Raw genomic sequence first — 26,833 nt, forward strand, 5'->3', positions numbered from 1 at the left:
TTATATTCGATCGTTAATAAAAGTAAGACGCTTTTTTATATCAAATTTAGGAACCTTGATAAGAGTATAGCCTAGGTTACTGTAAAAGCTATGGAGTATATCTCCTAAAATTACTGCTTGTTCATAAGTTTCATAACGCTCGCGGTCGCTTTTATATATTTCTTTCCAAGGAGGTAAAAAGAATACCTGATCGTATTGGTGTTCTTCACTGGCCTTAATAAACGCTGCAGGGATTTCATCACCTGTAAATACATGATAGGCGGGTACGTCAGGAATACCTCTGTCATAAAAATGAATTCCTTCTGTAGCCATCTTGAATTGTAAAATACGACCAGCAAGCAATTCCTGGCTAAAAGCAAAGGGATCGGTTAGAAAAAGTTGTTGTATACCATCTTTTTGTGCTTGAGCGGTTACTTCCCTGGAGATTTCGTGATGTACGTTAAAGCCTTTGTTTTCTATAGCTCTAAGAATACTAGTTTTTCCCGATCCAGGACCACCGATGATTAAAATTCTTTTGAGTTTTTCCATAATCCTACAAAATAACTAAATCTAGGAATAGCAATCGAGAGTATCATGAATTATATTTGCAACTATATTATGGAAAATAAAAATTCAGAAGACTTTTATGCAAAACTAAAGATTCAACTGGCAGACACTAGTTTATGGCCATCTAAGTATTTGTATAAGTTTATCGTACCCACGCAAGGAACACAAATCTCAGAAATTGAAACAATTTTTGACAACACAGGTGCGGTAATAACAACAAAAGAATCCAGTAAAGGAACCTATACGAGTGTTTCAATTGTAGTGAATATGAAAAATCCTGATAGCGTGATCACAAAATACAAGGAAGTCGGTAAAGTTAAAGGAGTTATCTCTCTTTAATAGATTATTTATTCTATTTTGTGTATTTTGCAACACTTCACATTAAGTAATACTTTTCAATTTGATATCATCATTAGAATACAATACAGAGCGCAATCAGCTTGTTATACCTGAATATGGAAGACATATTCAAAAATTAGTAGAACATTGTAGAGCCTTAGAGACTAGGGAAGAGCGCAATAAAATGGCTACTGCTATTATTGGTGTAATGGGTAATCTCAATCCACATTTAAGGGATGTTGCTGACTTTCAGCACAAGTTGTGGGATCAATTATTTGTTATCGCAAATTTTGATTTAGATGTAGATTCCCCATATCCAATACCTAATAAAGAAGAGCTTGCTGCCAGGCCGGTTAGAATGTCCTACCCTCAAAAACGACCTCGTTACCGATTTTATGGTAATAACATTCAGGGAATGATTAACGTGGCTCTAGGATGGGAAAAAGGAGAGAAAAGAGAAGCCTTGACTTATATCATTGCAAATCACATGAAAAAATCGTTTTTAAATTGGAACAAAGATTCCGTAGATGATTCGGTTATTTTTAAGCATCTCTTTGAATTAAGCGAAGGTGAGATCAATCTTGCAGCAAAAGAAGAAGATCTTTTAGAGTCCAAAGCTTTGATTTATCCCAATACAAGTACCCTGCGCTCTAATACCAACAGCAATAAACGTCAGCATGGTAAAAAGAATCCTAGAAGTGGCAGCACTAATAATAGCAATCGAAGAAGAAGAAATTAAGTCGTTTACTTAATTTAATAAATAAAGCCCCATTTAATAATTTAAACGGGGCTTTATTTGTTTATAGGTATTCTGTTTAGATCGATCTTCTAGTGTCTTCAGAGTTCATTCTCCAAGCATCTAGCATCCACGTCGTTGTTTCAAGTTCTCTTATATATGCTCCAATTAAATCAATAGTTCCCTCGTCTTTACATTCTCCTGCAGTCGCTACAACTTTTGACATTTGACTAAGAATGCTTCCGTGGTCTCTTATCAAATTATTAACCATTTCTATATCAGATAACTCTGACTTGCTTTCCTTTAAATTAGAAAGTTTTAAATAATCACTATAATTTGAGGTAGGCTGGAACCTAAGAGTTAGAATGCGCTCTGCGATTTCGTCAATTTTTATGATGGCATCGTTGTACATTTCTTCAAATTTAACATGTAAATCAAAGAACGACCTTCCTACAATGTTCCAATGGTAATTTCTTAATTTTTGGTAGTATAAATGGTAGTCAGCTAATAACACATTAAGTTCTTTACTAGTGTGTTTTGCTTTTTCTAAATCAAAGTTGAGGTAATTCATTATTTTTATTTTTATCGTTTGTTGTTACTTGTTTGTGGTATCTATGCTAACTTTTCTGTGCCCAACGGCGCTGTTTCCATAACTCACTAAGGGTGGTTCTTTTGGCTTTCTTTCCCATTTCTTTTCTATGTTCTCAAGATAATCATATAAAGTACTTCACTTTAAGAAATTGAAGTTAAACTGTGTTTATAATATCATAAATCAATAGAATAAATCTATATCTAGCATAAATCTATATAGCTATTGGGTAATCAATTAACAACAAAAAAGCGTTCAAAACTCTTATCTTCTAATAGCATCCATAAAAGAGGCGCAAAGCCTCTTTCTAGGCTTTTATTGACAAGGAGAGCAACTTCATGGTAGCTATAGGACAGGGGCAACTCTTGGGGTGTCATTTTCCACGCATATTTTTCTGGTAGAAAATAGGTGTTTTCAGTTTCCGCTTTCGCGAAAGCGGCATTCTTATAATAATATCCAGCTATACACGATTTATGTATGTATTTAAATTTATGATTCCATAAATGATGTGGTATAAAGACATGGGCTAAAAAACAGACTTGCTGTTTTATTTTTTCTACAGCGATGTCATGATTTTTCAATAACTCTACAGCTTCATTGGTGTGGAGTAATGGCAGTTGATGGTTTTTAAGATGTTTTAATTTTCGCACAAGATGGTCCTTACCGTTGGGGCCTTGATATTTGTTGAGCTCTTGTAGGATTGTTGATTTCTCTGTGCTGTTAATTGAAGGATTATAAATGTAAAACTTATAGACTAATTCTACATGTATAGTGGAGTTAGTTTGTTTTTCTTTAATAATAAAGTCTAACTCACCTTTGGTTATTTTCCCTTTAAACACCTGTAAATTTGACAGTAATAACTGATAATTGTTAGATTGCTCTACACAATATTTGAAAAAATACTCCGCTCTTTTACCCAATAAAGTACCTTCAGGAATCCAAGGCAGGTCTAAAGATTTTTGATGTACCAGATGGTCAAATTTAAAATTTGATAATCCAAATTGTTGCAGTCCTAATAATTTCCCAGACCATAAACTTGTGGTACTGTAAAAAGCTTTAAAACGCGCAAAATCGCTTTCCATATAGTTATAAGCGGGGGTGATGACTTTTTAGGTAGGCACCTGCCGCTGGACCTAAGTTAAACAATAGATCGAGACCGCTTAGGGGTTGTGTAAAACCATGCTTTTCTTGAAATACTTGTAGGTATGGTGCTATTTTTATGACAGGTGGTTTTTTAGCATCAATTAATCGCTCGGCTAATGGATCATGTTGAAAAGTGGATAGGATTTTTATTTCTTTAATTAATTGAAGGTGTTCCAATATGAAATGAAGTGTTTTCATATTCCATTGAATTAACAATAATGGAATGTCTAGAAAAAGATCCTCGAGTTCATCTTGATAATATTCAAAAAAAGGACTGCTGTAATAGGCACTTTTAATGCTTTTTAAATGAGTGGTGGCCCAATTTTGAGAATGATCTATTTCAACGGAATCATAGGGTACTGAACTTCCTTTTTTTTGGTGTATTACAGGGATATTAAGCGCAAGTTTTCCATTTGCTGCAGCGATATAAGTTCTGTTCCTATAGGTCTGTTTTACATAACTATCTTTAATATCTAACCCAAGGCTAGTTGCCGAATGCATATAAATTAGGGATATCACATCCACAAAATACGATGGATGAATAATAATTTTATTCATAGCGGTTAACTTCTTGCTTTTATGATTCTTTTTACTACAAAATAACCTGCTAGGAGAACAAGAAAATAAATTAAGTAGGAGGTAGGTTGTCCAGATCCATTTACGGTGGTAAACATTCTTTCAAATCTAAAACCATTGGGAAATGATTTATTACTATCATAACTCATCCATACAAAAACGGGTTTTCCAACCACATGATTAAAAGGCACATAACCCCAGAACCTGCTGTCGAGACTGTTATCGCGGTTATCTCCCATAAGCCAATAATAATCTTGTTTAAAAGTATACGAAGTAAGTGGCACCCCATTTAAAAGGACTTGATTCCCTTTTAAAGTGATGTCGTGAAAAGTATTCATTTCACTCCCTTCATAAACCTCAATGATTCTTTCGAAGTAGGAGATGTTTTTATAATCAATGTCTACCGTCATTCCTTTGGCAGGAATCAAAAAGGGATCCCTATCATCGGTATTGTTTGATGTTCTTCCGTCATATGGGAAAATATTAGGTTTCATGTACAAGGAGTTTTCATCTTTAAGGTCTCTTAAAGCCATACTCATAGGCCTCCCTATATCCATATTTTGTCGCTCCACATGTAAAACGTGTCCTGATGCTTTTATCTTTTCTATGGCTTCCTCGGTAGCTGCTTTTACAAAAAAGGCTGGTCTACCGGTTTTTAAATGAGAACCAAATTGAAACCCATCAGTGATATCATAAGTAAAGAAAAACTCTTGTCTAGTTAACCGGCTCCCATCGGGGAAAATCATTTCTTGGTCGGTCTGGGATATTGCATCGGTTTCTATAACATAGGAATGCTGGGGCTTTGCACGTTCAGGAAGCACTAATTTTTCTCCATTGATAAAGATAGCTCCATTGATCATGGACATAGTGTCGCCTGCGATTGCTACACATCTCTTGACATAATTGGATTTCTTATCAATAGGCTTGTAGTGAAATTTACCATCATCATTAGGATATGAATTAATGGTATCTGTGGGATAATTAAAAACGACGATGTCATTGCGTTCTATTTTTTGAAATCCTGGAATTCTTGCGTAAGGCAATTGAGGTCGGGCTAAATAACTTTTTACTCCTGCAATGGGAATGGTATCATGCACCATAGGAGCCGCAATAGGCGTCATAGGAAGCCTTGCGCCGTAATGAAATTTACTTACAAACAAAAAATCTCCAGTAAGCAAGGTTTTTTCTAAAGAAGATGTGGGGATGATAAAGGGTTGCATCACATAAGTATGAACAATAGTAGCAGCTATAACAGCAAACAGGATGGAGTTGGTCCATTCTCCTGCAGCTGTTCTAGGATTTAAATCTCTTTCTTTTATATGATGTAAGGATTGTGTGTAATTAATGTAATAGAGGTAAAAACCTAGACTTAGTACACCCAGAAGAGTATTTATCCTTTTATGGTACCCAAAGGACCTCAACGTATCCACCCAGACAACGATAAACATAAGGAGGTTCACCACAGGTAGAAATAGTAGAAGGGTCCACCACCACGGTCTATTCATGATTTTCATCAAAATAACCGCATTAAAAACAGGAACAAATGCTTGCCATGCCTTATAACCGGAAGCTACATACATCTTCCATGTTCCTAACCCATGTACTAGCTGTATTACTAAAAATACGATAAACCATTCTGTCCAATTCATAATTGATATGTTGTCGTGTGATAAAAGAGTTGAGGTTGTGCTACAATCCTAATACATCTTTCATCGTGTATATTCCTTTTTTATTAATAAGCCACTCTGCGGCAATGATACTTCCTATCGCAAAACCATCTCTAGTTTGTGCGGTATGAATAATTTCTATGCGGTCTATTTCATTTTGATAGCTAACCACATGAGTGCCTTTTACATCATTCTCTCTAACAGCTTCTATAGGCAATGAGTTCTCTTTAAGTCGATGACCTAAGTGCCAATTTTCTTTACCTGCGCTTTCTGAAAGTCCTTCAAATAAGGTAATGGCAGTGCCGCTAGGGGCATCTTTTTTTTCTGTGTGATGAATTTCCTTCATTTTCACGTCATATTCCTTGAACGGGCTCATCATTTGAGCTAATTTCTTGTTGAGTTCAAAGAAAATATTCACTCCTAGACTAAAATTAGAAGCATAAACCATACTGGATTGATGTTGAGAAACTAATTTGGTAATTTCAGGAATATGTTGATTCCATCCTGTGGTACCGCATACTATGGGTATTTGTGTTGGAATTAAATACGTTAAATTCCCCATGACACTTTCTGGGCTGGTAAACTCGATAATCACATCGGCTTTTGTAATGTCTTCCATGGAGTCGTTGCGACCCACACGAGTTACTACATGATGACCGCGTTCAAGAGCTATTCTCTCAATAGCCTTGCCCATTTTGCCATATCCTAATAATGCTATTTTCATATTAAAAAGTGTAGCTTAAATTAAAGCCATAGGAGTTGCCAATGGCTAAGGTGTTATAATCCATATAAGGTAAGAAACTCAAATTGCGATCCACACTAAATTGGCTCAAATGCCCATCTACATTAGCATCTATTATTTGTATAACATAAAGTGCGGCTGTTATTAGAATGCTTAACTCTTTATTGCGTTGAGAGGTGCGTTGGGCTCGTTCTAGTCCCTCGTTACTTATTATAGGTGTACCGTCTTCATTTGAAAACTCATCGTTGGTTCCTCCAGCAAGTCTAATTCTAAAGGCATCTCTTAGTCTGTTGTATTCCTTATCGTTTATAGTATAAGCATAAATAGGCAATCCCACAGCAGCTAGAGCAAGTGGTACTTTCCAATATTGGTTATTATAGGCTTGACCTAAACCAGGGATAACAGCGCTATAAAAGGCAGCTTTTGAAGGTCTATTAGCGTCATAATTATTACCAATAGTGTCTTGTGCAACGAGCAAGGTGTCAAAATTAGGGCTTGGGTCGGTCGGATTTTGTGAGATCCCTACTATTCCCGAGAAAAGTAATATGTAAAAAAAACGGTTACTCATTGATCAACGTTACAATGCGTTCAAAATCAGCTTTAGAAGCGTAAGAAATAGTTATTTTCCCTTTCCCAGAATCGGACATAGTAGTGGTAACTTTAGTGTCTAATAAATCGCTTAAATCCTTTGTTTTCTTAGAGATATGCTCTGGTAAGGAATTGGTTTTAGTTGGCTTTCGCGAAAGCGTACCATTTTTTAATTCCTTGACCATTTTTTCTGTATCTCTTACAGAAAGGCCATTACTAAGTATTTTTTGATAACTATCTAATTGCTGTTCTAGACTTTCTATAGTGATCAAGGCGCGCCCATGTCCCATAGAAATAAATCCATCTCTTATACCCGTTTGTATAATTGGATCTAACTTTAATAGACGTAAGTAATTGGCAATAGCACTACGAGATTTTCCAATGCGATCGCTCATTTGTTCTTGGGTGAGATCGATCTCCTCAATAAGTCTTTGGTAGGAAAGAGCAATTTCAATTGGATCCAAATCTTGACGCTGTATGTTTTCCACCAGTGCCATTTCAAGAGATTCTTGATCATTTGCAATACGTACATAAGCAGGAATAGTTTCCATACCTAAAAGCCTAGCAGCGCGGCACCTGCGTTCTCCAGATACCAGTTCATACGTACCAAAGCCTTTTTTGCGTACCGTAATAGGTTGTATGACTCCAAGCTCTTTAATAGAAGAAGACAATTCTCTTAATTGCTCTTCATTAAAACTAGTCCTAGGTTGAAAAGGGTTGATGTCGATGTCCTTTAAAGGGAGGTCAATAACATTACCTACAATTTGATCTGCATTTTTATCTGCGGCAGAATTGATATCGTTACTTGGGTCTTTTAATAGAGCCGATAAACCTCTTCCGAGTGCCTGTTTTTTAAGTGCTTTGGCCATAGTGCTTAAGCGTTTTTCTGTATGAGTTCATTGGCAAGGCTCAAATAATTTTCTGATCCTTTGCTAGACGCATCGTAATTAATAATACTTTCTCCATAAGAGGGAGCTTCACTTAAACGCACATTGCGCTGAATGATTGTTTTAAAAGTAAGGCCTTCAAAATGTTGATTTACTTCTTCCACCACCTGATTAGAAAGTCGCAGCCTGCTGTCATACATGGTAAGCAATAAACCTTCTATATCAAGTTGGGCATTATGTATTTTTTGTACACTCTTTACCGTGTTCAGTAATTTACCTAAGCCTTCTAAAGCAAAGTATTCACATTGAATAGGGATCAATACCGAATTGCTAGCAGTGAGTGCATTTAAGGTAAGTAAACCCAAAGACGGCGCACAATCAATAATAATGTAATCGTAACGATCTTTTATACTTTGTAGCGCTTTTTTCATCATATACTCGCGATCTTCTTGATCTACAAGTTCTATTTCTATGGCGACAAGGTCAATATGGGCTGGTATAATATCAACATTAGGAGACGCGGTTGTAATGATTAAATCTTCAGCTTTTGCAGAGTTTTCTATGAGCTGATAGGTTCCTTGTTCTATAGTATCTGAGTCAATCCCTAACCCTGAAGTCGCGTTGGCTTGAGGATCAGCATCTATAAGTAAAACTTTCTTTTCTAAAACACCTAAACAAGCTGCAAGATTTACAGCAGTAGTTGTTTTTCCTACACCACCTTTTTGATTTGCTATGGCAATTATTTTACCCATGGAATATTTATAAATTTAAAATGCTAAAGTAAATATTTTAGGTCGGTTTTTAAGAACTATTCTATAATTAGGTTGACAAGATTTTATTAATAAGTAGGTAAAGGTACTTATTTGATTGATTAAAAGCTTTGGACTAAAAAAAATGATTGTATAGCGACAGGTCTATGGATCGATCTAGTTACAACTATGCATTAAATTTGCCTTATGAAAAAATTACTCGTCATAGGAAAGAACTGGCCTGAGCCTAACACAACAGCAGCAGGATATAGAATGTTACAGTTGCTCCGTATTTTTCAAGAAGACACTTATCAAATTCATTTTTCAAGTGCCGCGACAAAATCTGAATATTCTGAAGATTTAAATTCCTTACAGATCATCGAAAAGGCTATTATTCTTAACGATTCTAGTTTTGACGATTACCTCAAAGAATTGCAACCAACTATCATTCTGTACGATCGTTTTATGACTGAAGAACAATATGGATGGCGCTGTAGAGAGCAGGTACCTCAAGCGATTCATATACTGGATACTGAGGATCTGCATTTTTTAAGAAAGGCAAGGGAAGAGGCGTTTAATAAAAAGGAGCCGGTCCATGTATTTAATGAAACCGCTATGAGAGAAATTGCAGCTATATACAGGTGCGATTTGAGTATTATTATTTCCACAGTAGAGATGGAGCTGTTGAAGAGGACTTTTCAACTACCTGATCACAAGTTGATTTATGTGCCTTTTTTATTCCAGGCTTTACCTAATCAAAAGAGCCATAAGAGGCTCCCCAGTTTCCAAGAACGAAGACATTTTATAATGATAGGGAATTCCTTACACCATCCTAATTATGATGCAATTTTATACATGAAGAAGGACATATGGCCTAGCATTAGAAAACAATTGCCAGGGGTAGAGGTTCATATTTACGGAGCGTATCAAAATGAGAAGATTACCCAACTTCACAATAAGGAACAAGGATTTATTATAAGCGGATTTGCTACAAGTGCGATTAATACTTTAAAACAATATAGAATATTGATGGCGCCATTAAGGTTTGGCGCTGGCTTAAAAGGTAAAATAGTTGATGCTATGCAATCCGGCACACCAGTCGCAATGTCTTCTATTGCCTCTGAAGGTATGTTTGATGGAGAAAAGGTATTTGGTTTTGAGGAAAACGATACGATTGCTTTTATAAGTAAATGTGTGGAGTTGTATACCTCTAAATCTGAATGGATTAAGATCAGCATAACTAATGAACAAATATTGAAAAATAATTATGGTTATACCGCTTTCGCGAAAGCGTTTTTAAATAGAATACGCTCATTAAAGGAATCACATCTAGCTGGTGAATGTAAAGATGTTTTTTTCATTAAAATGCTTAATTACCACTCCAATAAAGAATATAAATATTTAAGTAAATGGATTGAGGAAAAGAAGCTATAAAGTCATGGAATTTTCCAATTGTTTTGCTTTTTTTGAAAAGGCAGATACTTGTGTATTTCATCGATAATATATAAGTTATAACGTATTTATGACAACTTACTGCTTAATTATTAACATTTGATATGTTTTTTTAAAGCTTTTTTATAATGTTTACCGGTTTAATCCGTAAACAATTGTTTAATAAATCGACGTCGGAATCACTTAGTAGGACGATACTTTAACTATATTATGTATTAAATGATTGAATATCAATATATTAAATAATTTAAATAACCTTGTTATTAGGTAACGCATAGTATTTTACTTGTCTTTCCCTACTTCTTCTTCTATTCTTGTGGTACTCATTTTTAACTTTGAAATAATGAATAAATTGAACCACTTCAACTTAAAGGTATTACTAACTGCTTTTACTTTATTTTCTGCTTTTTTTATTTTCGGGCAGGTGACTATTTTTAATGCTGATTTTGAAAATAGTGCGGGAGTAAATTCATGGACCTATCAAAATAACGGGGGAAGAGATTTCCGTAGGGGGACCATTTCTTATCATCCTGGCGGTTCTGGAAGTTACCAATACTCTCGGACTTCAAGTAATTATTATGAAAATAATACCGATATCTCTGCAACTTCTCCAGTTATTAATTTATCTGGATATGATAAAATGACCTTGTTTGTTGACATTAGTCATGATACAGAGCTAAATTATGATGGAATGAATATAGAGTTCACCAATGATGCTGGGGCTAACTGGCACTTACTAGGAAAATTTAATGGTGAAGCAACAAACTGGTACAATAGAAGTTATGATGCTTCTGCTTACGGATTAGTTTCTGTAATGGTAGGCGCATGGACTGGAGGACCTAGTGGATGGTTCAATGCATCTATTGATTTGCCGCCTCAAGCATTTGACAACCAAAGCAACATACAATTTAGAGTTAATTTTGAAAGTAATGATTCTAACAGAGACCGTGGTGTCGCGTTTGATAATTTTAGAATTGTCGGGTTTACGCAACAGGTTAAAAATTACTTTACTTGTGGCACAGGTATATATGACAATTTAGAACTTTGGTTGAATACAGAAACACTAGCGCTAGCAGGATTGAATAATGGAGATCGAGTGAGTGAATGGGAAAATACTTCAGCATTACTTCCAGGGTCAAATATCAGTCCAGACTGGACAAATGCTAAGGCTTCTGGAGCAGCTCGACCTACCTTTTATGATAATTCAAGCAATAACGTCAATTATAATCCCGTAGTTTCTTTTAATGGGTCCAACGCCATGTTTGGTAAGTCTGGATTTTATAGTGAAGATTTATATATCGTCTTTAACCCTACACTTACCATTTCAGCTTCACGTCCTACAGAGGATGTGTTTTTAGGAGATGATTATGTCGCTGATGGAAGAAATCAAGATGTTACTGGGATTTCTATTAATAACACTTCCGCTAGATATGGATCCTCTCCAGATATTGTGGCTTATAATCAAGGTTCTCAAAATGATTATGGAAAAGCCATTATTCACCCAACTTTAGTCTATGATAGACCAGTGATTTTTAATGCCCGTTTAAATGCAGCAGGTAATGCAATGGACTTGTTTTTAGATGGGATAGACTTAGGTGTTAGTGTTGATCCTACGTTTACTCAAGAAGAAAATTTGAGTACGTTTAAAAACATTTTAAATTCCAGGTATTGGTTGGGAAGATCAGAGTATTTCGGGCCTAGTTTTACAGGTGACTTTCTGGAAGTAATGTCTTTTTCCCAGCGCAAAAATGATATAGATCGCAAACGTTTAGAATCTTATCTAGCCGTAAAATATGGGATCACCTTAGGACTTTTTGAAGTTGCAGCTATAGGAATACCCCACGTCCCAGGGGAGTATTTTGATTCCAACGGAATTGCCATGTGGAACAGCACATTAGATCCAGGTTTTACGTATAATGTTACAGGCATAGGACGTGATGATTGTTCTTTGCTGAATCAAAAACAAGCCAAAAGTGTAGACCCGTTCTCTTTTATGACTGTTGGCTTAGGGGATATTTATGTTACTAATAGTGCTAATCCAAGTACTTTTGAATCTAGTGGAGACTTTTTGATGTGGGGTAGCAGTAGTGGAGCACTTTCTGCTCTTCCAACCCCTCTAGAGGTAACTTTAGGTCCCAGTCTAGTCACAACCTTTACAGACGTGACAGAGCGTACTTGGAAATTTAAGGAGTTATCTCAAAACGCTAATGATATCCCAGAAGTGAAAATATCAATAGTAACAGCTGGGTTAGTTTCCTTACCACCACTAGTTGGTAATGATGCTTACGTCATGATAGTTGCTGATGATGAAAATTTCACAACAGCTGTAGAAACCATCTTTCTGGAAACCATAGGATCCAATCAAGAAGCTTGGTATGATTTTGACGGTACCCGTTATGTGAAATTTGGTGTTGCTCATGAAGTTATCGCTTTTAAGGACATCTTATTTGATGGAACCAACGATTATGTAGCAATGGGAGACGAAGTGGAGTTTACCGGTGATTATTCGATTTCTGCCTGGGTAAAAACAAATGGGTCTAATTCGAGTACTTCTAATAAAACTATTGTTTCTAAAAGAGCAGGAGCTAATGATGGCTATCAATTCTATTTAACAGATAGCAACCGCCTTGCAATGACCCATAACGGGACCTCTACTATTGTTAGTAATACCGTTTTAAGTAATAATGCGTGGAGGTATGTGACTTTTACCTATAGTGGGAGTACAGCAGTGCTTTATATAGACGGAGTCCAGGATATTACACAGAACATTGCTAATACGATTCCTAACGATGCTAAGTTTTGTATTGCATCTAGATACGTGGATAAGGATAACATCATCGATAACTTCTCAGGAAGTCTAGATGAGATTCGGATTTTTTCTAGAGCGCTTAGTCAGGATCAGATTCGTTTTATGATGAATCAAGAAATAGAGATCGACGGAACGGGAATCAAAGGTGCTGTGATTCCAGAAACAGTGAGTAGAAATGATATTTCTGGATTGAATTGGAATAATGATCTAGAAGCCTATTTTAATATGAACACTTATATAGGAACCCATCTTAACGATGCTTCAGGAAACGGTCATAGAGGTGGTTTGATTCAGCCTGATAATTTTAGTATCAATGAGCAAACCGCGCCACTTCCTTACGTATCTGCTGCTGACGGAAACTGGAATAGCAGCAGTAGTTGGAGCAGTGGTAACGCGGGGTTTATACCAGGCGCTGCTAGGATCATTAATGGTGTAACGGTATCAATCGATTGGAATATCGCTATTGTCAATGAAAACATTACAGCAAATAATAGGGACTATACGCTTTTAGGACTTGAAGTAGGCGCACTAGGAACCCTTTCTATGGAAGGCGATAGAGGTCTTACGGTAACGCACAACTTAAAATTAGACGGCACCCTAGATCTTCAAGGAGAATCTCAATTGGTGCAGTCAACAAATAGTGATTTGATCACCTCGACAACAGGAAAAATAGAAATTGATCAACAAGGAACTTCTGATTTGTTCAACTATAATTACTGGAGTTCGCCAGTAAGTAGTATTACAAATGGTACGAATAATAATGGTTTTACCATTTCAGGAGTTTTTAAAGATGGAACACTAGTAGCAACACCTAGAGACTTGATATTTACTTCCTCTTCCGTAAGAGACGGTGCTCCAGGGACAGCTAGCACACCTGCAACTATTTCAGGAAGGTGGTTGTATACCTATGGAAATACGACTAGTAACACTTATGCCAACTGGGAATATGCAGGACCTAACAGCAGTCAACTTACAGGAGAAGGCTGGACGATGAAAGGAACAGGAGCTGCAGGAGCCACACAAAATTACATTTTTGTAGGGAAGCCTAACAACGGAGATATCAATCTAGCCATTGATAATGGTAATGATTATTTGGTCGGTAACCCTTATCCAAGTGCGCTAGATGCTCACGAGTTTATCTCAGATAATCCAGATACTGATGGAACTGTTTACTTTTGGGAACACTGGGGAGGAAACACTCATATATTAAGAGACTATCAAGGTGGATATGCCACTTATAATTATTCTGGTGGATTAGGGAGTGCTACTTTTGGGACTTCAAATCCTGACGTCAATCAAGGAGGTGTAGCCACCAAGCGACCAGAACAATTTATCCCAGTGGGGCAAGGTTTCTTTGTTACAGGAATCAATGATGGAGGGAGCATTAGATTTAGAAACGATCAGCGTCAGTTTAGAAAAGAGTCTGATGGGCAAAGCTTATTTGTAGCTGCTCCAGGAAGCTCCCCTATTTCAAGTATAGGAGGAATCAATACGGTCAGTGACTCTCGTTCTAAAATACGATTGGGATTTGATTCTTCTAATCTGATTCACAGACAGTTGTTGTTGACTATAGATAGCAACGCGACAATAGGTTTTGATAGAGGTTACGACGGCAGAATGTTGGAGGAGCAACTGGATGATATGGCTTGGTCACTTCCTAATGAAAAACTACTGATTCAAGGAGTGCCTGTCATGGATGCTACTACAGAACTGCCTTTAGTTATAAAAATAAATAACAACAGTAGTTTTAGTATCAAGATAGATGACTTACGGAATGTAGCTGCTGCTCAAGAAATCTTTGTCAAGGATGCTTTATTAAATACCTATGTCAATATAATGAATGGCACTTATGCCAGCCCACAACTGCTTGCGGGAACTTACGAGGACCGCTTCTTTATTACTTTTTCAGATCCATCTACTCTGAGCAATGATAGTTTAGAATTAAGCGCTTCTGATATCATAGTTTTTACACCTGAAAATATAGAAGAGCTACATATTAAAAAATCTATAGAACTAGAGATAGAAGAACTTAGTATCATCAATATGTTAGGACAACAGTTGAAGGTATGGCATGTAGCCGATCAGAATGGAATTATTAGAGTTGATATTTCTTCTTTAGCAAAGGGTAACTACATTGTAAAGATGAATACTAATTACGGTAGTCAAACTAGAAAAGTAATCATTAAGTAAAAAGGGATGTACCTAAAATTAAAACAGCCTGTTTATCTTAGTAAACAGGCTGTTTTTTTATCTTATTTTTTTGTTTTCCTATCTTCTAAAACACCATTATTAATAAGGTTCTTAAGAATATTTTGATAGAATTATGGAGCACTCCAACAATGATAAAGTGTAGTTTTTGGTCGGCTATTTAATGGGCTCTATTTTTATTAAAAAACACATATTTTGTTAGTTGAAACAAAGCAAAAGCAAGTATTCCTACCACCAGACCTGTGATTAACTCGCCTACAATAAAAGGAAGAGAGGATAGAAGTTCCTCTATAAAATGCAGGTTGTGCACAAAGATTCCACCAGCCACTAGTAAAAGTGCGACGGTTCCTATTATAGATAAACTTTTAATGATCCAAGGCAATGCATGCACTAAGATAGTGCCAATAGTCTTTGATATGCTTTTCTCGTTATCGCTCCATTTAACTAATTTCCATCCTAAATCATCTATTCTTACAATAAGAGCCACAATTCCATAAACTCCTACAGTAGCAATAATTGCAACTACGGTTACTACTAATATTTGCATAAGTAAAGGTTCGTTAATGACAGATCCCAAGGCGATAATTACAATTTCTACAGATAAAATAAAATCAGTTACAACAGCTGATTTTATCTTATCTTTTTCTATGGTGAGAATTTGGCTCTCCGATAATTCTGTGCTTTTTACTTCTATTTTTGGTTCATCGTGTGGAACCAGCCATTCATAAATTTTTTCAGCGCCTTCAAATGCGAGGTAAATACCCCCTAAAAGTAAAATAATCGTTATCGCCCAAGGTAAAAAAGCACTTAATAGAAAAGCTATAGGTAAAATGATTAGTTTATTTAAAAAAGAACCTTTAGTAATAGCCCACAAAACAGGTAGTTCTCTAGACGAAACAAAGCCAGAGGCTTTTTCAGCATTTACGGCAAGATCATCACCTAAGATACCTGCTGTTTTTTTGGTAGCAATCTTACTCATTGAAGCCATATCATCCATAAGTACAGCTATATCATCTAGTAAAGCAAAAAATCCTGACGCCATTAAGTGTTTTTATTAGTGTATATTTTTGAATACCTCCTATGAGAGCTATCATACTTCTAACTCTTTTCAGATTAAAATTGACTTCTTCATTTTAAGTTTTGAAAGGATATCAACTTGTATTTCTAGATGACAAATTTAAATTATTTACATCAGTAGAGCAACCTCAACCTGGATTCTCGAGAATAATATTCAATGTATGACATTACGTTGCTAGGGATGATGTGCTAACAGGTAACAACTAAATCAAAATAAAGCCCAATCATATGTTGGGCTTTATTATAAAGGGTAGAAGAGTGGGGTTTCCTATACCACTATTAATTCGTCTAATTGAATATCACATTGCCCTTTTAATATGTCCTCCATGGTTTCCCGTTCTCTTATCAAGTGGGATTTACCATTGTACCAAAGCACTTCAGCAGGACGGTAACGAGAGTTGTAATTACTTGCCATAGAAAAACAGTATGCCCCGGCATTAGAGAAGGAAAGAATATCACCTTCTGTAATTTCTGAGATTTGACGGTTATTGGCAAAGGTGTCGGTCTCACAAATGTATCCCACAACACTATAAAACCTATTTTTACCTTCTGGGTTTGATATATTTTTAATTCCGTGATAAGAGCCGTATAACATAGGACGTATCAAGTGATTAAAACCAGAATCTATTCCTGCAAATACTGTAGAAGTAGTCTGTTTTACTACATTTACTTGTGCAAGAAAATGTCCCGCCTCACTCACTAAAAATTTTCCAGGTTCAAAAGCCATGGTGATATCACGACCGTAGGAGATACAAAAATTATTGAATCGCTCACTTAACTGCTCGCCTAAATCTTCAATGTCTGTAGAGACATCACCTTCCTTATAGGGAACTTTAAATCCACTACCGAAATCAATAAATTCCAAAGCCTTAAACTTTGCAGCGGTTTCAAAAAGAATCTCGGTAGCATAAAGAAAAACACCTATATCTAGAATATCACTACCAGTGTGCATATGAACACCGTTTACCGTCATTCCCGTGTTCTCTACAATACGCAAGATATGAGGAATTTGATGTATGGAGATACCAAATTTACTATCAATATGTCCCACAGAAATATTTGCATTACCACCAGCCATTACATGAGGATTGATTCTTACACAAACCGGAGTTTTTGGATGCTTAGAACCAAATTGTTCTAAAATTGAGAGGTTGTCAATATTGATTTGCACACCTTTTTTGGCCACCAGTTCTATTTCTTCAAGAGAAACACCATTAGGAGTAAAGATTATTTTCTTAGGATCAACACCAGCAGCAAGACCTAACTCGACTTCTTGCAAACTCACGGTATCCAATCCAGCACCTAACTGTTTAAAAAGTTTCAAGATAGAGATGTTAGAAAGTGCTTTAACTGCGTAGTGAATTCTTAAGTTTTTTGCTTTCGCGAAAGCGGCAACTAAACGTTCATACTGCGCTACAATGACCTCTGCATCATATACATAGACAGGACTACCGAAGTCCCTAGCTATGTTTAATAAATCTTGATTATTCATAAAAAAAATTAAGCCTACAAAAGTAATAGAGTGGTAGAATTAAACGTGAATAATATCATAAAATTTAATGGTGAGGTGAAAGTCGTAAAAGCCTCGTTACTCCAAACAAAAAATAAGCATTCTTTTAGATAGAATAATTTCAAATTCAAAGCTCACTTTCTTACTTTTGCTGGACTTAAATGGAATCTTAAAGAACAATTATGAATCTTCACGAATATCAAGGTAAAGAAATACTCGCCAGTTACGGTGTTACCATACAAAGGGGTAAAGTTGCAACAACTTCAGAGGAGGCAGTAGCCGCTGCACAAGCACTTACTGAAGAAACTGGAACCGGCTGGCACGTCATTAAAGCACAGGTGCACGCAGGTGGTCGTGGTAAAGGAGGTGGTGTGAAACTTGCAAAAAACCTTGATCAAGTAAAAGAAATTTCTAAGCAGATTATAGGAATGGACCTAGTGACGCCTCAAACGACTGCTCAAGGGAAACGAGTACACCAAATTCTTGTGGCTGAAGATGTATACGAACCTGGTGAGGCAGAAATAGAAGAGTTCTATATGTCTGTTCTTTTAGATCGAGCTCAAGGAAAAAATATGATCATATATTCTACAGAAGGTGGAATGGACATAGAAACGGTGGCTGAAGAAACACCACACTTGATTTTTACAGAAACCATACATCCTGCTCATGGTCTTCAAGCTTTTCAAGCCAGACGTATAGCTTTCAATTTAGGATTAAGCGGTAAAGCTTTTAAAGAAATGACCAAGTTTGTCGATGCTTTATACAACGCTTATATTGGATCTGACGCTGCTTTATTTGAAATCAATCCAGTTCTTAAAGCTTCAAACAACACCATCATTGCAGTGGACTGTAAGATCACCCTTGATGAAAATGCATTATATCGTCATAAAGATCTGGAGGCATGGAGAGATATAAGAGAGGAAAACCCAACAGAAGTGGAAGCAAGAGCTGTAGGATTGAACTACGTAGCTCTTGATGGAAACGTTGGTTGTATGGTTAATGGTGCAGGCCTTGCCATGGCAACGATGGACCTGATCAAACAAGCAGGAGGTGAACCCGCAAACTTTTTAGATGTAGGTGGTACTGCAGATGCTAAACGGGTGGAAGAGGCTTTCCGCATCATTCTAAAAGATGATAAAGTAGAAGCTATTCTGGTTAATATATTTGGTGGTATCGTAAGATGTGACCGTGTAGCGCAAGGTATAGTAGATGCTTATAAAAATATGGGCGATGCTATAAAAGTGCCTATTATTGTAAGACTTCAAGGTACAAATGCCGAAATCGCCAAGGATCTCATCGATAGCTCTGGACTAGACGTTCAAAGTGCTATAGAATTCCAAGAAGCAGCTGATAAAGTACAAGCGGTGTTAAATAAGTAAAACCTAACAAATTTTTACGTTAAAAGCTCCCTTAAAGCACTGCTTTAAGGGGGCTTTTTAGTTTAGATAGTTTTTTAAAAAAAGAGCAGGTGCTATATTCCAACCGGTCGGCCTACTTTTTTATAGTTCAAAACTTTTATTGTCATCTTACTATTTATAAAAGCAGCAAGTATTCCGGCTACAATGAAAAATAGCATGACTTTTAATTAGCCCACTATCTTACAATTGTTCTAATGTAACATTAGTAGCACTTAAATAAAATAAAGCTGCAAGAAAAATATAAAAAAAAAGAATTTCAGCCAACTTGATAGGGATGTTTTTCATTAGTTGTTATTTGTTGTGGTGCATCAAGACGTCTTATTAGGTTGTAAACGAGTCAACATCTGTGATAAGTAATAACACAGGGGAGCTTTAATCTTTATCTTCTTCTTCTTCAGCTTTCTTTAGGTCCTCCACCGTAATTTCAGGAAGTGCTTCTGGATCGTCCATTTCCTTTTCAGAATAATCGTCTTCATCAAATGATTCCATTTGCATGGAAAGACGCTTGGATATCTTTACAAGGTACTTGGTATCCTGCGTAATGACTTCTACAGCTTCTATAGTTTCATACTTATGATTTTTAAAAGTAATCACATCATCATCACCATATCCATCAGGATATTTTTCTACCAGCATAGCCAATACCTCAGGTGTAAGTTTTTTATAATCAACAATAACATTTTTCATATCAAGTCCTTTTAGGAAATACCAAAATATAGCATTTTTAACAACTCGCAAAACAATATTTTGAAGTAATTTAAATTTTTAAAGTAAAGAAAAACTTTTGATGACATCTTCAACTGGTACGGTTTGATCAGTTACAAAAAAGCCTATAGATGGCAATAAAACAAACCTGATTTCCCCATTTACATTTTTTTTATCATGAGACATCAATTCCAGCATTTCTTCGATTTCAGTTAATGTAAATTCTAATTGGAATCCTAATTGGTGGTACCAAGAAGCTATTTGATCAAAATCATTTTTGTTCAGTCCTGTGTGCACATAACTTAAATAGGATTCTAAAAACAAACCTACCGCAATGGCTTCTCCATGCAGTAATGGTTCGTGATTTTTACTAGATAGACAAAAAGACTCTATGGCGTGACCAATTGTATGACCGTAATTCAAGGACTTACGAGGTCCCTTTTCAAAAGGATCACTCTTGACTATATGATCTTTTATCACTATACTTTGATAGATCAGGCTTGTAAACTTTTCAGAAAGATAATCATCCCCCGTTTGAATCATTTCATTCCAGTACTCCCGGTCTGCGATCAAACCGTGTTTAAACATTTCTATTGAGCCGTTAATCCATTGTTTTTTTTCTAATGATACCAAATAGTTAGTGTCGATTAATGTCATTTCTGGTGGGTTGACAACACCTATTTGATTTTTCAACTGTCCTATATCAACACCGTTTTTACCACCTATAGCGGCATCTACCATACCTAATACGGTAGTAGGAATGTGAATAAAAGAGATTCCTCTTTTAATTGTTGAAGCTATAAAGCCACCCAAATCTGTAATAACACCACCTCCTAGATTTATTAGTAAGCTATTGCGATCGCAGCCTAATTCAATCATTGCGCTCCACACGCCACTACATGTTGCTATGTTTTTGTGTTCTTCACCAGATTCCACTTCAATTATTTCTATACGAGCCACTGTTTCTATGTATGGTAGGAGTAGGGGATAACAATGATCCATGGTATTTTCATCTACGAGTATAAAAATACAACTAGGTTGTTTAGAAGCTATAAATTTATTGAGGTGTAGATAAGTTTCTTCTTGAAAGTGTATGCTGTAATTAGAATTTAAAATGGATTTCATTATAAATAAGCTTATAAGTTTGATGGCAATATCGCTTTCGCGAAAGCGAGAAATCTCTTGCTTTTTAGATGCGTAATGATTTATCAAAAGTAGGGTCTATAGGATGAAATAAAACCAATTTCCCAATTATATTTGTAGCATGAATGAGAACCCTTTTAATAATACAGCAAATGCTTTTTCTTTAAAGTCTGACAAGGAACTTAAGAAAGCACATTTTATATTTACATCCATGTCTCAACCTTGGCTTGTCCAATTGGGGTCTAAGGCTACCATGCTGGCCTTAAAATGGCATCTCCCTGTGAAAGGCATTATTGAAGATACGATTTTTCAACAGTTTTGTGGTGGTACAACAGATGAAGACTGTATACCACTTGTCGAAAAAATGTTTGAAAAAGGAGTGAGTTCCATACTAGATTACTCGGTTGAAGGTAAAGAAAATGAAGCTGATTTTGATGCAGTGGTAGGCAAGAAATTAACACTTATTCATATGGCAAGTGATAATAATGCATTGCCTTTTGAGGTGGTGAAGCCCACTGCTATAGGTCGTTTTTATATTTGGCAAAAAAAGAGCGAAAAGAAAACGCTAACAGTTCCAGAAGAATTGGAGTGGGAACGAATTTACAATAGAGTTGATTTACTTTGTAAGACAGCCGTTGATAATGACATAGCCTTGCTTTTTGATGGTGAAGAAACTTGGATGCAGGATGCTGCCGATGATCTCATTGGAGAGATGATGAGAAAATACAATCAGGGAAAAGCATACATATACAACACCGTACAGTGTTATCGCCATGACAGGCTTGACTATATCATGGAGCTCTATGAAGATGCAAAAGCAAATAACTACATAGTGGGTGCAAAAATTGTTAGAGGCGCCTATATGGAAAAGGAACGTGAGCGCGCCAAGAACTATAACTACCCGAGCCCTATTTGTGTTGATAAAACTGCTACAGATACTATGTATAATAATGTGATGCATTACATTTTGGACCGATTAGATGTTATCAAGCTGTGTATAGGCACACATAACGAAGAAAGTACTTTGGATGCCATGCGAGTGCTATCAGAAAAGGAAATAGAGCCTAATACCAATGATGTATGGTTTGGCCAGTTGTATGGTATGAGTGACCACCTGACTTTTAACCTAGCTGCACTGGGGCACAACACTTTTAAAATATTGCCTTTTGGCCCAATTGAAGATGTAATGCCTTACCTCATCAGAAGAGCTCAAGAAAATACGTCTGTTGCTGGGCAAACAGGAAGGGAACTGGCTCTTATCAAACAAGAAATGAAAAGAAGAGGCATTTAAATGCTTACTGGGTGAGTACTTTTTCTACTCTGGTAAAACGATCGCAATTTCTAACCCATAAACTGGTAGTTGCCAGTTCTTTTCTTCCAGAAATGTGGTAAAAATTACAAGGGATGGTATCGGTATTGGATTTTGAAAAATCGACTCGACCATATTTAAGGATAAGTTGAATATCTAACGTATCAATTTTACTTTGCTGCAGCAAATCTCTCACTTCTGGAGAAAACCTTACGTAGTTCTTTCTGGAAATATCGTTAAGTACCCGATCCTCTGGTAACCAAGTACATTGTGTTCTTTTTCCAGTGAGGAAAAAAATTAGAAAAACAATACCTATAGCAAAACCTCCACCATAAAAACCAAAACGTTTTATAAAATTCATAGTTTATTAAAAGATAAGCAAATTTACGTCGCTGTAAGGTAAATTATACCATTCGCCTACCGATTTATTAGTCACAATACCGTGATAAAGATAAATACCACACTTTAAGCCTTTGTCCATACGTATGGCATGCTCGATACCACCGTCGTTGGCAATGCTTAAAATATAAGGAGTAAATATATTACTTAAAGCTACACTAGCTGTTTTTGAATATCTAGCGGGTATGTTTGGTACGCAATAATGGGTTACCCCTAATTTGGTAAAAGTAGGCTTATCGTGAGTGGTGATCTCGCTAGTTTCAAAACAGCCTCCCATATCTATACTCACATCTATAATTACTGATCCTTTTTTCATATTCTCTACCATAGGTTGAGAAACCACCACTGGGGTCCTGTTTTCGCCTGTTAAGGCTCCTATGACTACATCACAGCGCTGTAGCGCTTTAGATAGGTATTTAGGTTGTATGGTGGAAGTAAATAATTGCTGACTGACATTATTTTGCACGTTTCGCAATTTGGAAATGGAATTATCAAAAATCTTAACGCTAGCCCCTAATCCTAAAGCAGTTCTTGCTGCAAATTCTCCCACAACCCCAGCACCTAATATCACCACCTCTACTGGTGGCACTCCCGTTATATTACCAAAAAGATGTCCGGTTCTGTTTTCTCCACTAGACAATAATTCAGCGGCAATAAGAATAGAAGCCACTCCTGAAATTTCGCTTAACGCGTTTACAGCGGTAAACCTTCCTTCGTCATCTGTGATGAACTCATAAGCAAGAGCGGTTATTTTTTTTTCAGCTAGTTTATTGAAATAATTTTGATCTCTAGTTCTCAATTGTAAAGCAGATATTAATACCGATTGTGGCTTTATGAGCTTGATTTCTTCTAAAGATGGAGGTGCCACTTTAAGAATGGTCGGGCAAGAAAATACTTTTGCAGTATCGGTGGTTAATTCTGCTCCAGCATTGTTATAATCTTGATCGGTAAAATTACTAGCTAGCCCAGCTCCTTTTTCAATTAAAATACGATGACCATGCGCACAGACTGCGGCAACAGCGTCTGGAGTCAAACAAATACGTTTTTCTTGATGCTGAGTTTCCTTGGGGATTCCAATAAACAACTCCTTTTTGGTTTTTGTGATTTCAAGACGTTCTTCTTGAGGAATTAACTGTTCTTTTGTAAAAGGTGTAGAGTATGAAGTCATTAAGCTTTAGCGTTTATGAATGATATATAGGAATCAATTATTGGAACCAGCGATCCCTAGGTTTTTTATTCCATCTTCCATTTCACAAATATCACTACTGTGAATTTGGTCAAAAATTTTAATTTTAGCCTGATAGCACAATGATAAAAAGATGTCTACTAGTTCAATAGAGCGCCACTCACCAATATCGTTGTATGTTCTGGAAAAATAAAAAAGATTACAGAGTTGAGATGCGCATAAACGGATAGGTAGTACTATCGCATAATACCACCAAAGTTTACTGGCAAACAACCACATAACTAACAAAAGTAAAGGTACTAACTTTTGAATGAATGTCCATGAGTCCATTAATAGAGAAATATTAAAGGAGCTGGAAAAAAAAATCAACATGGGAGTGTTCCTTAACCAGTTAGTCAATGCTTCATTATCATAGAAAGCATATGCCATAGCAAAAATAAAGGCACTAGCCACAGCTTTAGCTATGTTGTGTATTCCCTGTCTTGACTTACTTTTAGTGGTCATACAAAATTGAAAATTTAAAAAAGAGCTGCAAGTAAATGTAATGCGCTTTTTGTACAAAATCAAATTAAATCTTATTCAGTTAGCTGCACTTAAACGTTGTTGGTTATTCCTTTTTAGTTGTTGTTATCTTCTTTGAGCTATAAAAGTGGAAAAGGAACTGCGACTACCGGGAGATCGACTAAAAACACATCCAAAGGAAGTTATTAAAAAGAGTAGTATTTTAATAATACCAACAATGAATAGGGATTAATAACTAGAGTTTTATCCTATTTAGGAAGTAAAAAATTATTCAGTTGCTAGCGGTTTAAATTTTGCTACTATTTTTTTGATTTTAGCTGTTGTCGTCTATTGTGGTTGAAACTGAACGGTTATTTAGTTAGGAATGCGCTAAAAATGTCAAAAAGGGGTTAGAGCGTGTTAGGTTTTTAGTTCGTAAGGAGAAGTTTACATATATTCAAAACAAGCTAAGTTGCTCTTGTTCGATAATACTAATTATAAAAATAATCTCGTTGGATACGGTATAAATAAGGCGGTATCAAATTAAAGTTTTATGATTAGTTATCTTAAGATGATTTACAAATTAATTAACCACCTTAGTTAAAATTAACTTTCTGGTTTTTAAATCCAAAATTTCTAACCTGATATAATGATAATCAGATAAAAATGAAAGGGATAGCTTTGGCCACTCAATAAGGCAAAGCGCATTTTTTTCTAGGTAATAATCAAATCCAATATCCATTAATTGATCATACGTCTCTAACCTGTATAGGTCAAAGTGTATAACATCTATAAGGGAGCCCTTATACTCATTAACAATACTAAATGTAGGAGAGTTTACCTCCTCTTTAACACCTAATTGTCTGCAAATGGATTTTATCAAAGTTGTTTTTCCTGCACCCATAGGGGCGTCAAACAATACCGTCTTAGAATCTAAGTTTTCTAGTAGTTGTAGAGCTACCTTATCAATTTGTTTAAGCGTGTAGGCGAATTCCATTATCTTGGTTCAAAGATGGCAAAAGGTATCAACATTTCTTCAAGTGAAACACCTCCGTGTTGGTAGGTGTTTCTAAAATAATTCACGTAATAATTGTAGTTATTGGGATAAGCAAAAAATAGATCAGATTTAGCAAAAATAAAACTACTGCTCATATGGATCTTAGGTAACTTGATAGTGCTAGGGTCTATAACGGCAAGAACATCTTTTTCTTGGTAAGACAAGCTTCGGCCCGTTTTATATCTTAAGTTTAAACTGGTATTTTTATCGCCTACAACTTTACTTGGATTCGTCACATTAATAGTCCCATGATCGGTGGTTACAACTAATTTAAAATTAAGTTCTTGCCCGCGTTGTATGATATCTAATAAGGGGGAGTTTTTAAACCAACTTAGCGTTAATGATCTATAGCTCTTATCGGTACTTGCTAACTCTTTTATAACCTCCAATTCAGTTTTGGAATGGGAAAGCATGTCAACAAAATTGTACACCACAACAGTAAGATCGTTATCTTTTTGAGATTTAAAATTTTCAGCGAGTTTGCGACCACTATTCTCACTAGTTATTTTATGATATTGGTGTTTGATATGGAGCCCTAATCTTTTTAACTGAGCCGTTAAAAAGGCGTTTTCATGCATGTTTTTACCTCCTTCATCGGTATCATCTAACCATAGATCTGGGTGACGTTTTTTCATGTCTTCGGGCATTAATCCAGAAAATATAGCGTTCCTAGCGTATTGTGTTGCTGTAGGTAAAATGGCGCAATAGGTTTCCTCCTCCGTTTTTTTGTAATGATTGTTGATCAAATTCTCAAAAACTTTAAATTGATCATAACGCAAATTATCAACGACTATAAATAAAACAGGTTCTTTCTCTTTTAAAAGTGGAGCAACTCGCTTTCTAAAAAGGTCATGACTTAAGGTGGGGTTACTTTCATGCCCATCAAACCAGCCTTGGTAATTTTTTTCAATAAACTTACAAAATTGTTGATTTGCTTCATTTTTTTGAGAAGTTAAAATGTCAAACATTCCAGAATCATCAACATCTTCTAATTCAATCTCCCAATAAATTAATTTTTGATAAAGTTGTACCCACTCCTCGTACGTATTTATTATGGAAATATCCATAGCTATTTTACGGAACTCCCGCTGGTAATAACTAGTCGTCTTTTCATTGACCAACCTAGAATGGTCTAAGTTTTTCTTAACCGCAAGTAGGATTTGATGAGGATTCACGGGCTTAATTAAATAATCTGCGATCTTAGATCCAATCGCCTCTTCCATAAGATACTCTTCTTCACTTTTGGTTATCATAATTACTGGAAGTTGTGCTTGCTTCTCTTTTATTTCATGTAGCGTCTCTAGACCTGTAAGACCCGGCATGTTTTCGTCTAGGAAAATAAGATCATACCTGGTTTCTTCTATGGCCTCCAGCGCTTCCGAACCACTAATTCTAGTATCTATAGAATATCCTTTGTTCTCCAAAAATATAATGTGAGGTTTTAATAAATCCACTTCATCATCCACCCATAGTATTTTGATCTCTGCCATATCAGTA

The 26,833-nt window shown here is 36.0% G+C and carries 24 protein-coding genes; 6 read left to right on the forward strand and 18 right to left on the reverse strand.

What is annotated here, in order from left to right; all coding sequences use genetic code 11:
* Complete coding sequence (locus KG732_RS10515) at positions 1–528, reverse strand: AAA family ATPase (RefSeq protein WP_213523360.1); 528 nt, start codon at positions 526–528, stop codon at positions 1–3.
* Positions 529–597: 69 nt separating this feature from the next.
* On the opposite strand from KG732_RS10515, the gene KG732_RS10520 reads away from it, so the two are divergent.
* Entirely contained in the window at positions 598–885 is a 288-nt protein-coding gene (locus tag KG732_RS10520; RefSeq protein ID WP_213523754.1) for a DUF493 family protein, read from the forward strand.
* Positions 886–946: 61 nt separating this feature from the next.
* A complete protein-coding gene (locus KG732_RS10525; protein WP_213523361.1) occupies positions 947–1,624 on the forward strand; it encodes a DUF4290 domain-containing protein in 678 nt (225 codons plus the stop codon).
* A 76-nt stretch (positions 1,625–1,700) separates the two neighbouring features.
* On the opposite strand, the gene KG732_RS10530 is transcribed toward KG732_RS10525, so the two are convergent.
* From KG732_RS10530 to KG732_RS10565, 8 genes are all read right to left on the reverse strand, one after another.
* Complete coding sequence (locus KG732_RS10530; RefSeq protein ID WP_213523363.1) at positions 1,701–2,192, reverse strand: DNA starvation/stationary phase protection protein; 492 nt, start codon at positions 2,190–2,192, stop codon at positions 1,701–1,703.
* Between the two features lie 251 nt (positions 2,193–2,443).
* Positions 2,444–3,292, reverse strand: a complete 849-nt coding sequence (locus KG732_RS10535; RefSeq protein WP_213523371.1) for a DUF1853 family protein — start codon at positions 3,290–3,292, stop codon at positions 2,444–2,446.
* Between the two features lie 4 nt (positions 3,293–3,296).
* Positions 3,297–3,911: a WbqC family protein gene (locus tag KG732_RS10540; protein ID WP_213523373.1), complete on the reverse strand. Its 615-nt coding sequence runs from the start codon at positions 3,909–3,911 to the stop codon at positions 3,297–3,299.
* Between the two features lie 5 nt (positions 3,912–3,916).
* Positions 3,917–5,578, reverse strand: a complete 1,662-nt coding sequence (lepB, locus tag KG732_RS10545) for a signal peptidase I (RefSeq protein WP_213523375.1) — start codon at positions 5,576–5,578, stop codon at positions 3,917–3,919.
* 40 nt (positions 5,579–5,618) lie between these two features.
* Positions 5,619–6,320, reverse strand: a complete 702-nt coding sequence (gene dapB / locus KG732_RS10550) for a 4-hydroxy-tetrahydrodipicolinate reductase (protein ID WP_213523377.1) — start codon at positions 6,318–6,320, stop codon at positions 5,619–5,621.
* A 1-nt stretch (position 6,321) separates the two neighbouring features.
* Positions 6,322–6,906, reverse strand: coding sequence for a DUF5683 domain-containing protein (locus KG732_RS10555; protein WP_292891082.1), 585 nt, complete (start codon positions 6,904–6,906; stop codon positions 6,322–6,324).
* On the reverse strand, positions 6,899–7,795 hold the full coding sequence (locus tag KG732_RS10560; RefSeq protein WP_213523379.1) for a ParB/RepB/Spo0J family partition protein: 897 nt from the start codon (positions 7,793–7,795) through the stop codon (positions 6,899–6,901). Before KG732_RS10560 ends, KG732_RS10555 begins: the two co-directional genes overlap by 8 nt.
* Before the next feature lie 5 nt (positions 7,796–7,800).
* The gene (locus KG732_RS10565) at positions 7,801–8,565 is read right to left on the reverse strand and encodes a ParA family protein (RefSeq protein WP_213523381.1); all 765 of its coding nucleotides are present in this window, start codon (positions 8,563–8,565) and stop codon (positions 7,801–7,803) included.
* A gap of 204 nt (positions 8,566–8,769) precedes the next feature.
* Here KG732_RS10565 and KG732_RS10570 point away from each other — a divergent pair, with 204 nt between their 5' ends.
* Positions 8,770–9,996, forward strand: a complete 1,227-nt coding sequence (locus KG732_RS10570; RefSeq protein ID WP_213523383.1) for a glycosyltransferase — start codon at positions 8,770–8,772, stop codon at positions 9,994–9,996.
* Positions 9,997–10,357: 361 nt separating this feature from the next.
* On the forward strand, positions 10,358–15,013 hold the full coding sequence (locus KG732_RS10575) for a LamG-like jellyroll fold domain-containing protein (RefSeq protein ID WP_213523393.1): 4,656 nt from the start codon (positions 10,358–10,360) through the stop codon (positions 15,011–15,013).
* 178 nt (positions 15,014–15,191) lie between these two features.
* On the opposite strand, the gene KG732_RS10580 is transcribed toward KG732_RS10575, so the two are convergent.
* Both KG732_RS10580 and lysA read right to left on the reverse strand, forming a co-directional pair.
* Positions 15,192–16,073 carry a DUF808 domain-containing protein gene (locus KG732_RS10580; RefSeq protein WP_213523395.1) on the reverse strand — a complete coding sequence of 294 codons (882 nt, stop codon included), beginning with the start codon at positions 16,071–16,073 and terminating at the stop codon, positions 15,192–15,194.
* A gap of 303 nt (positions 16,074–16,376) precedes the next feature.
* Entirely contained in the window at positions 16,377–17,600 is a 1,224-nt protein-coding gene (gene lysA / locus KG732_RS10585) for a diaminopimelate decarboxylase (protein WP_213523397.1), read from the reverse strand.
* Positions 17,601–17,800: 200 nt separating this feature from the next.
* Between lysA and sucC the strand changes: the two genes are divergently transcribed.
* Positions 17,801–18,997: an ADP-forming succinate--CoA ligase subunit beta gene (gene sucC, locus KG732_RS10590; RefSeq protein WP_213523399.1), complete on the forward strand. Its 1,197-nt coding sequence runs from the start codon at positions 17,801–17,803 to the stop codon at positions 18,995–18,997.
* A 411-nt stretch (positions 18,998–19,408) separates the two neighbouring features.
* On the opposite strand, the gene KG732_RS10595 is transcribed toward sucC, so the two are convergent.
* Together KG732_RS10595 and aroB are read right to left on the reverse strand one after the other, a co-directional pair.
* Positions 19,409–19,723: a hypothetical protein gene (locus KG732_RS10595; protein WP_213523401.1), complete on the reverse strand. Its 315-nt coding sequence runs from the start codon at positions 19,721–19,723 to the stop codon at positions 19,409–19,411.
* A gap of 78 nt (positions 19,724–19,801) precedes the next feature.
* Positions 19,802–20,953 (reverse strand): 3-dehydroquinate synthase, encoded by a 1,152-nt coding sequence (gene aroB / locus KG732_RS10600; protein ID WP_367271507.1) that lies wholly within the window; start codon positions 20,951–20,953, stop codon positions 19,802–19,804.
* A gap of 52 nt (positions 20,954–21,005) precedes the next feature.
* Here aroB and KG732_RS10605 point away from each other — a divergent pair, with 52 nt between their 5' ends.
* Complete coding sequence (locus KG732_RS10605; protein ID WP_213523403.1) at positions 21,006–22,175, forward strand: proline dehydrogenase family protein; 1,170 nt, start codon at positions 21,006–21,008, stop codon at positions 22,173–22,175.
* A gap of 4 nt (positions 22,176–22,179) precedes the next feature.
* Here KG732_RS10605 and KG732_RS10610 read toward each other — a convergent pair whose 3' ends face one another.
* From KG732_RS10610 to KG732_RS10630, 5 genes are all read right to left on the reverse strand, one after another.
* Positions 22,180–22,554 (reverse strand): DUF4258 domain-containing protein, encoded by a 375-nt coding sequence (locus KG732_RS10610; protein WP_213523405.1) that lies wholly within the window; start codon positions 22,552–22,554, stop codon positions 22,180–22,182.
* A gap of 6 nt (positions 22,555–22,560) precedes the next feature.
* Positions 22,561–23,760 (reverse strand): alanine dehydrogenase, encoded by a 1,200-nt coding sequence (locus KG732_RS10615; protein WP_213523407.1) that lies wholly within the window; start codon positions 23,758–23,760, stop codon positions 22,561–22,563.
* A gap of 33 nt (positions 23,761–23,793) precedes the next feature.
* On the reverse strand, positions 23,794–24,282 hold the full coding sequence (locus tag KG732_RS10620) for a hypothetical protein (protein WP_213523409.1): 489 nt from the start codon (positions 24,280–24,282) through the stop codon (positions 23,794–23,796).
* 580 nt (positions 24,283–24,862) lie between these two features.
* Complete coding sequence (gene tsaE / locus KG732_RS10625) at positions 24,863–25,276, reverse strand: tRNA (adenosine(37)-N6)-threonylcarbamoyltransferase complex ATPase subunit type 1 TsaE (protein ID WP_213523418.1); 414 nt, start codon at positions 25,274–25,276, stop codon at positions 24,863–24,865.
* Entirely contained in the window at positions 25,276–26,826 is a 1,551-nt protein-coding gene (locus tag KG732_RS10630) for a bifunctional response regulator/alkaline phosphatase family protein (protein ID WP_213523420.1), read from the reverse strand. The genes tsaE and KG732_RS10630 overlap by 1 nt, the downstream gene beginning before the upstream one ends.
* Positions 26,827–26,833: the final 7 nt, after the last annotated feature.

Origin of the sequence: Nonlabens sp., assembly GCF_018401815.1 — a bacterium.
Taxonomy (GTDB): domain Bacteria; phylum Bacteroidota; class Bacteroidia; order Flavobacteriales; family Flavobacteriaceae; genus Nonlabens.

What these genes read in the sequence shown, in the direction of transcription:
- KG732_RS10515 (WP_213523360.1), bottom strand. Translation starts at nt 528, where the DNA reads ATGGAAAAACTCAAAAGAATTTTAATCATCGGTGGTCCTGGATCGGGA.
- KG732_RS10520 (WP_213523754.1), top strand. Translation starts at nt 598, where the DNA reads ATGGAAAATAAAAATTCAGAAGACTTTTATGCAAAACTAAAGATTCAA.
- KG732_RS10530 (WP_213523363.1), bottom strand. Translation starts at nt 2,192, where the DNA reads ATGAATTACCTCAACTTTGATTTAGAAAAAGCAAAACACACTAGTAAA.
- KG732_RS10535 (WP_213523371.1), bottom strand. Translation starts at nt 3,292, where the DNA reads ATGGAAAGCGATTTTGCGCGTTTTAAAGCTTTTTACAGTACCACAAGT.
- KG732_RS10540 (WP_213523373.1), bottom strand. Translation starts at nt 3,911, where the DNA reads ATGAATAAAATTATTATTCATCCATCGTATTTTGTGGATGTGATATCC.
- lepB (WP_213523375.1), bottom strand. Translation starts at nt 5,578, where the DNA reads ATGAATTGGACAGAATGGTTTATCGTATTTTTAGTAATACAGCTAGTA.
- dapB (WP_213523377.1), bottom strand. Translation starts at nt 6,320, where the DNA reads ATGAAAATAGCATTATTAGGATATGGCAAAATGGGCAAGGCTATTGAG.
- KG732_RS10555 (WP_292891082.1), bottom strand. Translation starts at nt 6,906, where the DNA reads ATGAGTAACCGTTTTTTTTACATATTACTTTTCTCGGGAATAGTAGGG.
- KG732_RS10560 (WP_213523379.1), bottom strand. Translation starts at nt 7,795, where the DNA reads ATGGCCAAAGCACTTAAAAAACAGGCACTCGGAAGAGGTTTATCGGCT.
- KG732_RS10565 (WP_213523381.1), bottom strand. Translation starts at nt 8,565, where the DNA reads ATGGGTAAAATAATTGCCATAGCAAATCAAAAAGGTGGTGTAGGAAAA.
- KG732_RS10570 (WP_213523383.1), top strand. Translation starts at nt 8,770, where the DNA reads ATGAAAAAATTACTCGTCATAGGAAAGAACTGGCCTGAGCCTAACACA.
- KG732_RS10575 (WP_213523393.1), top strand. Translation starts at nt 10,358, where the DNA reads ATGAATAAATTGAACCACTTCAACTTAAAGGTATTACTAACTGCTTTT.
- KG732_RS10580 (WP_213523395.1), bottom strand. Translation starts at nt 16,073, where the DNA reads ATGGCGTCAGGATTTTTTGCTTTACTAGATGATATAGCTGTACTTATG.
- lysA (WP_213523397.1), bottom strand. Translation starts at nt 17,600, where the DNA reads ATGAATAATCAAGATTTATTAAACATAGCTAGGGACTTCGGTAGTCCT.
- sucC (WP_213523399.1), top strand. Translation starts at nt 17,801, where the DNA reads ATGAATCTTCACGAATATCAAGGTAAAGAAATACTCGCCAGTTACGGT.
- KG732_RS10595 (WP_213523401.1), bottom strand. Translation starts at nt 19,723, where the DNA reads ATGAAAAATGTTATTGTTGATTATAAAAAACTTACACCTGAGGTATTG.
- KG732_RS10605 (WP_213523403.1), top strand. Translation starts at nt 21,006, where the DNA reads ATGAATGAGAACCCTTTTAATAATACAGCAAATGCTTTTTCTTTAAAG.
- KG732_RS10610 (WP_213523405.1), bottom strand. Translation starts at nt 22,554, where the DNA reads ATGAATTTTATAAAACGTTTTGGTTTTTATGGTGGAGGTTTTGCTATA.
- KG732_RS10615 (WP_213523407.1), bottom strand. Translation starts at nt 23,760, where the DNA reads ATGACTTCATACTCTACACCTTTTACAAAAGAACAGTTAATTCCTCAA.
- KG732_RS10620 (WP_213523409.1), bottom strand. Translation starts at nt 24,282, where the DNA reads ATGACCACTAAAAGTAAGTCAAGACAGGGAATACACAACATAGCTAAA.
- tsaE (WP_213523418.1), bottom strand. Translation starts at nt 25,276, where the DNA reads ATGGAATTCGCCTACACGCTTAAACAAATTGATAAGGTAGCTCTACAA.
- KG732_RS10630 (WP_213523420.1), bottom strand. Translation starts at nt 26,826, where the DNA reads ATGGCAGAGATCAAAATACTATGGGTGGATGATGAAGTGGATTTATTA.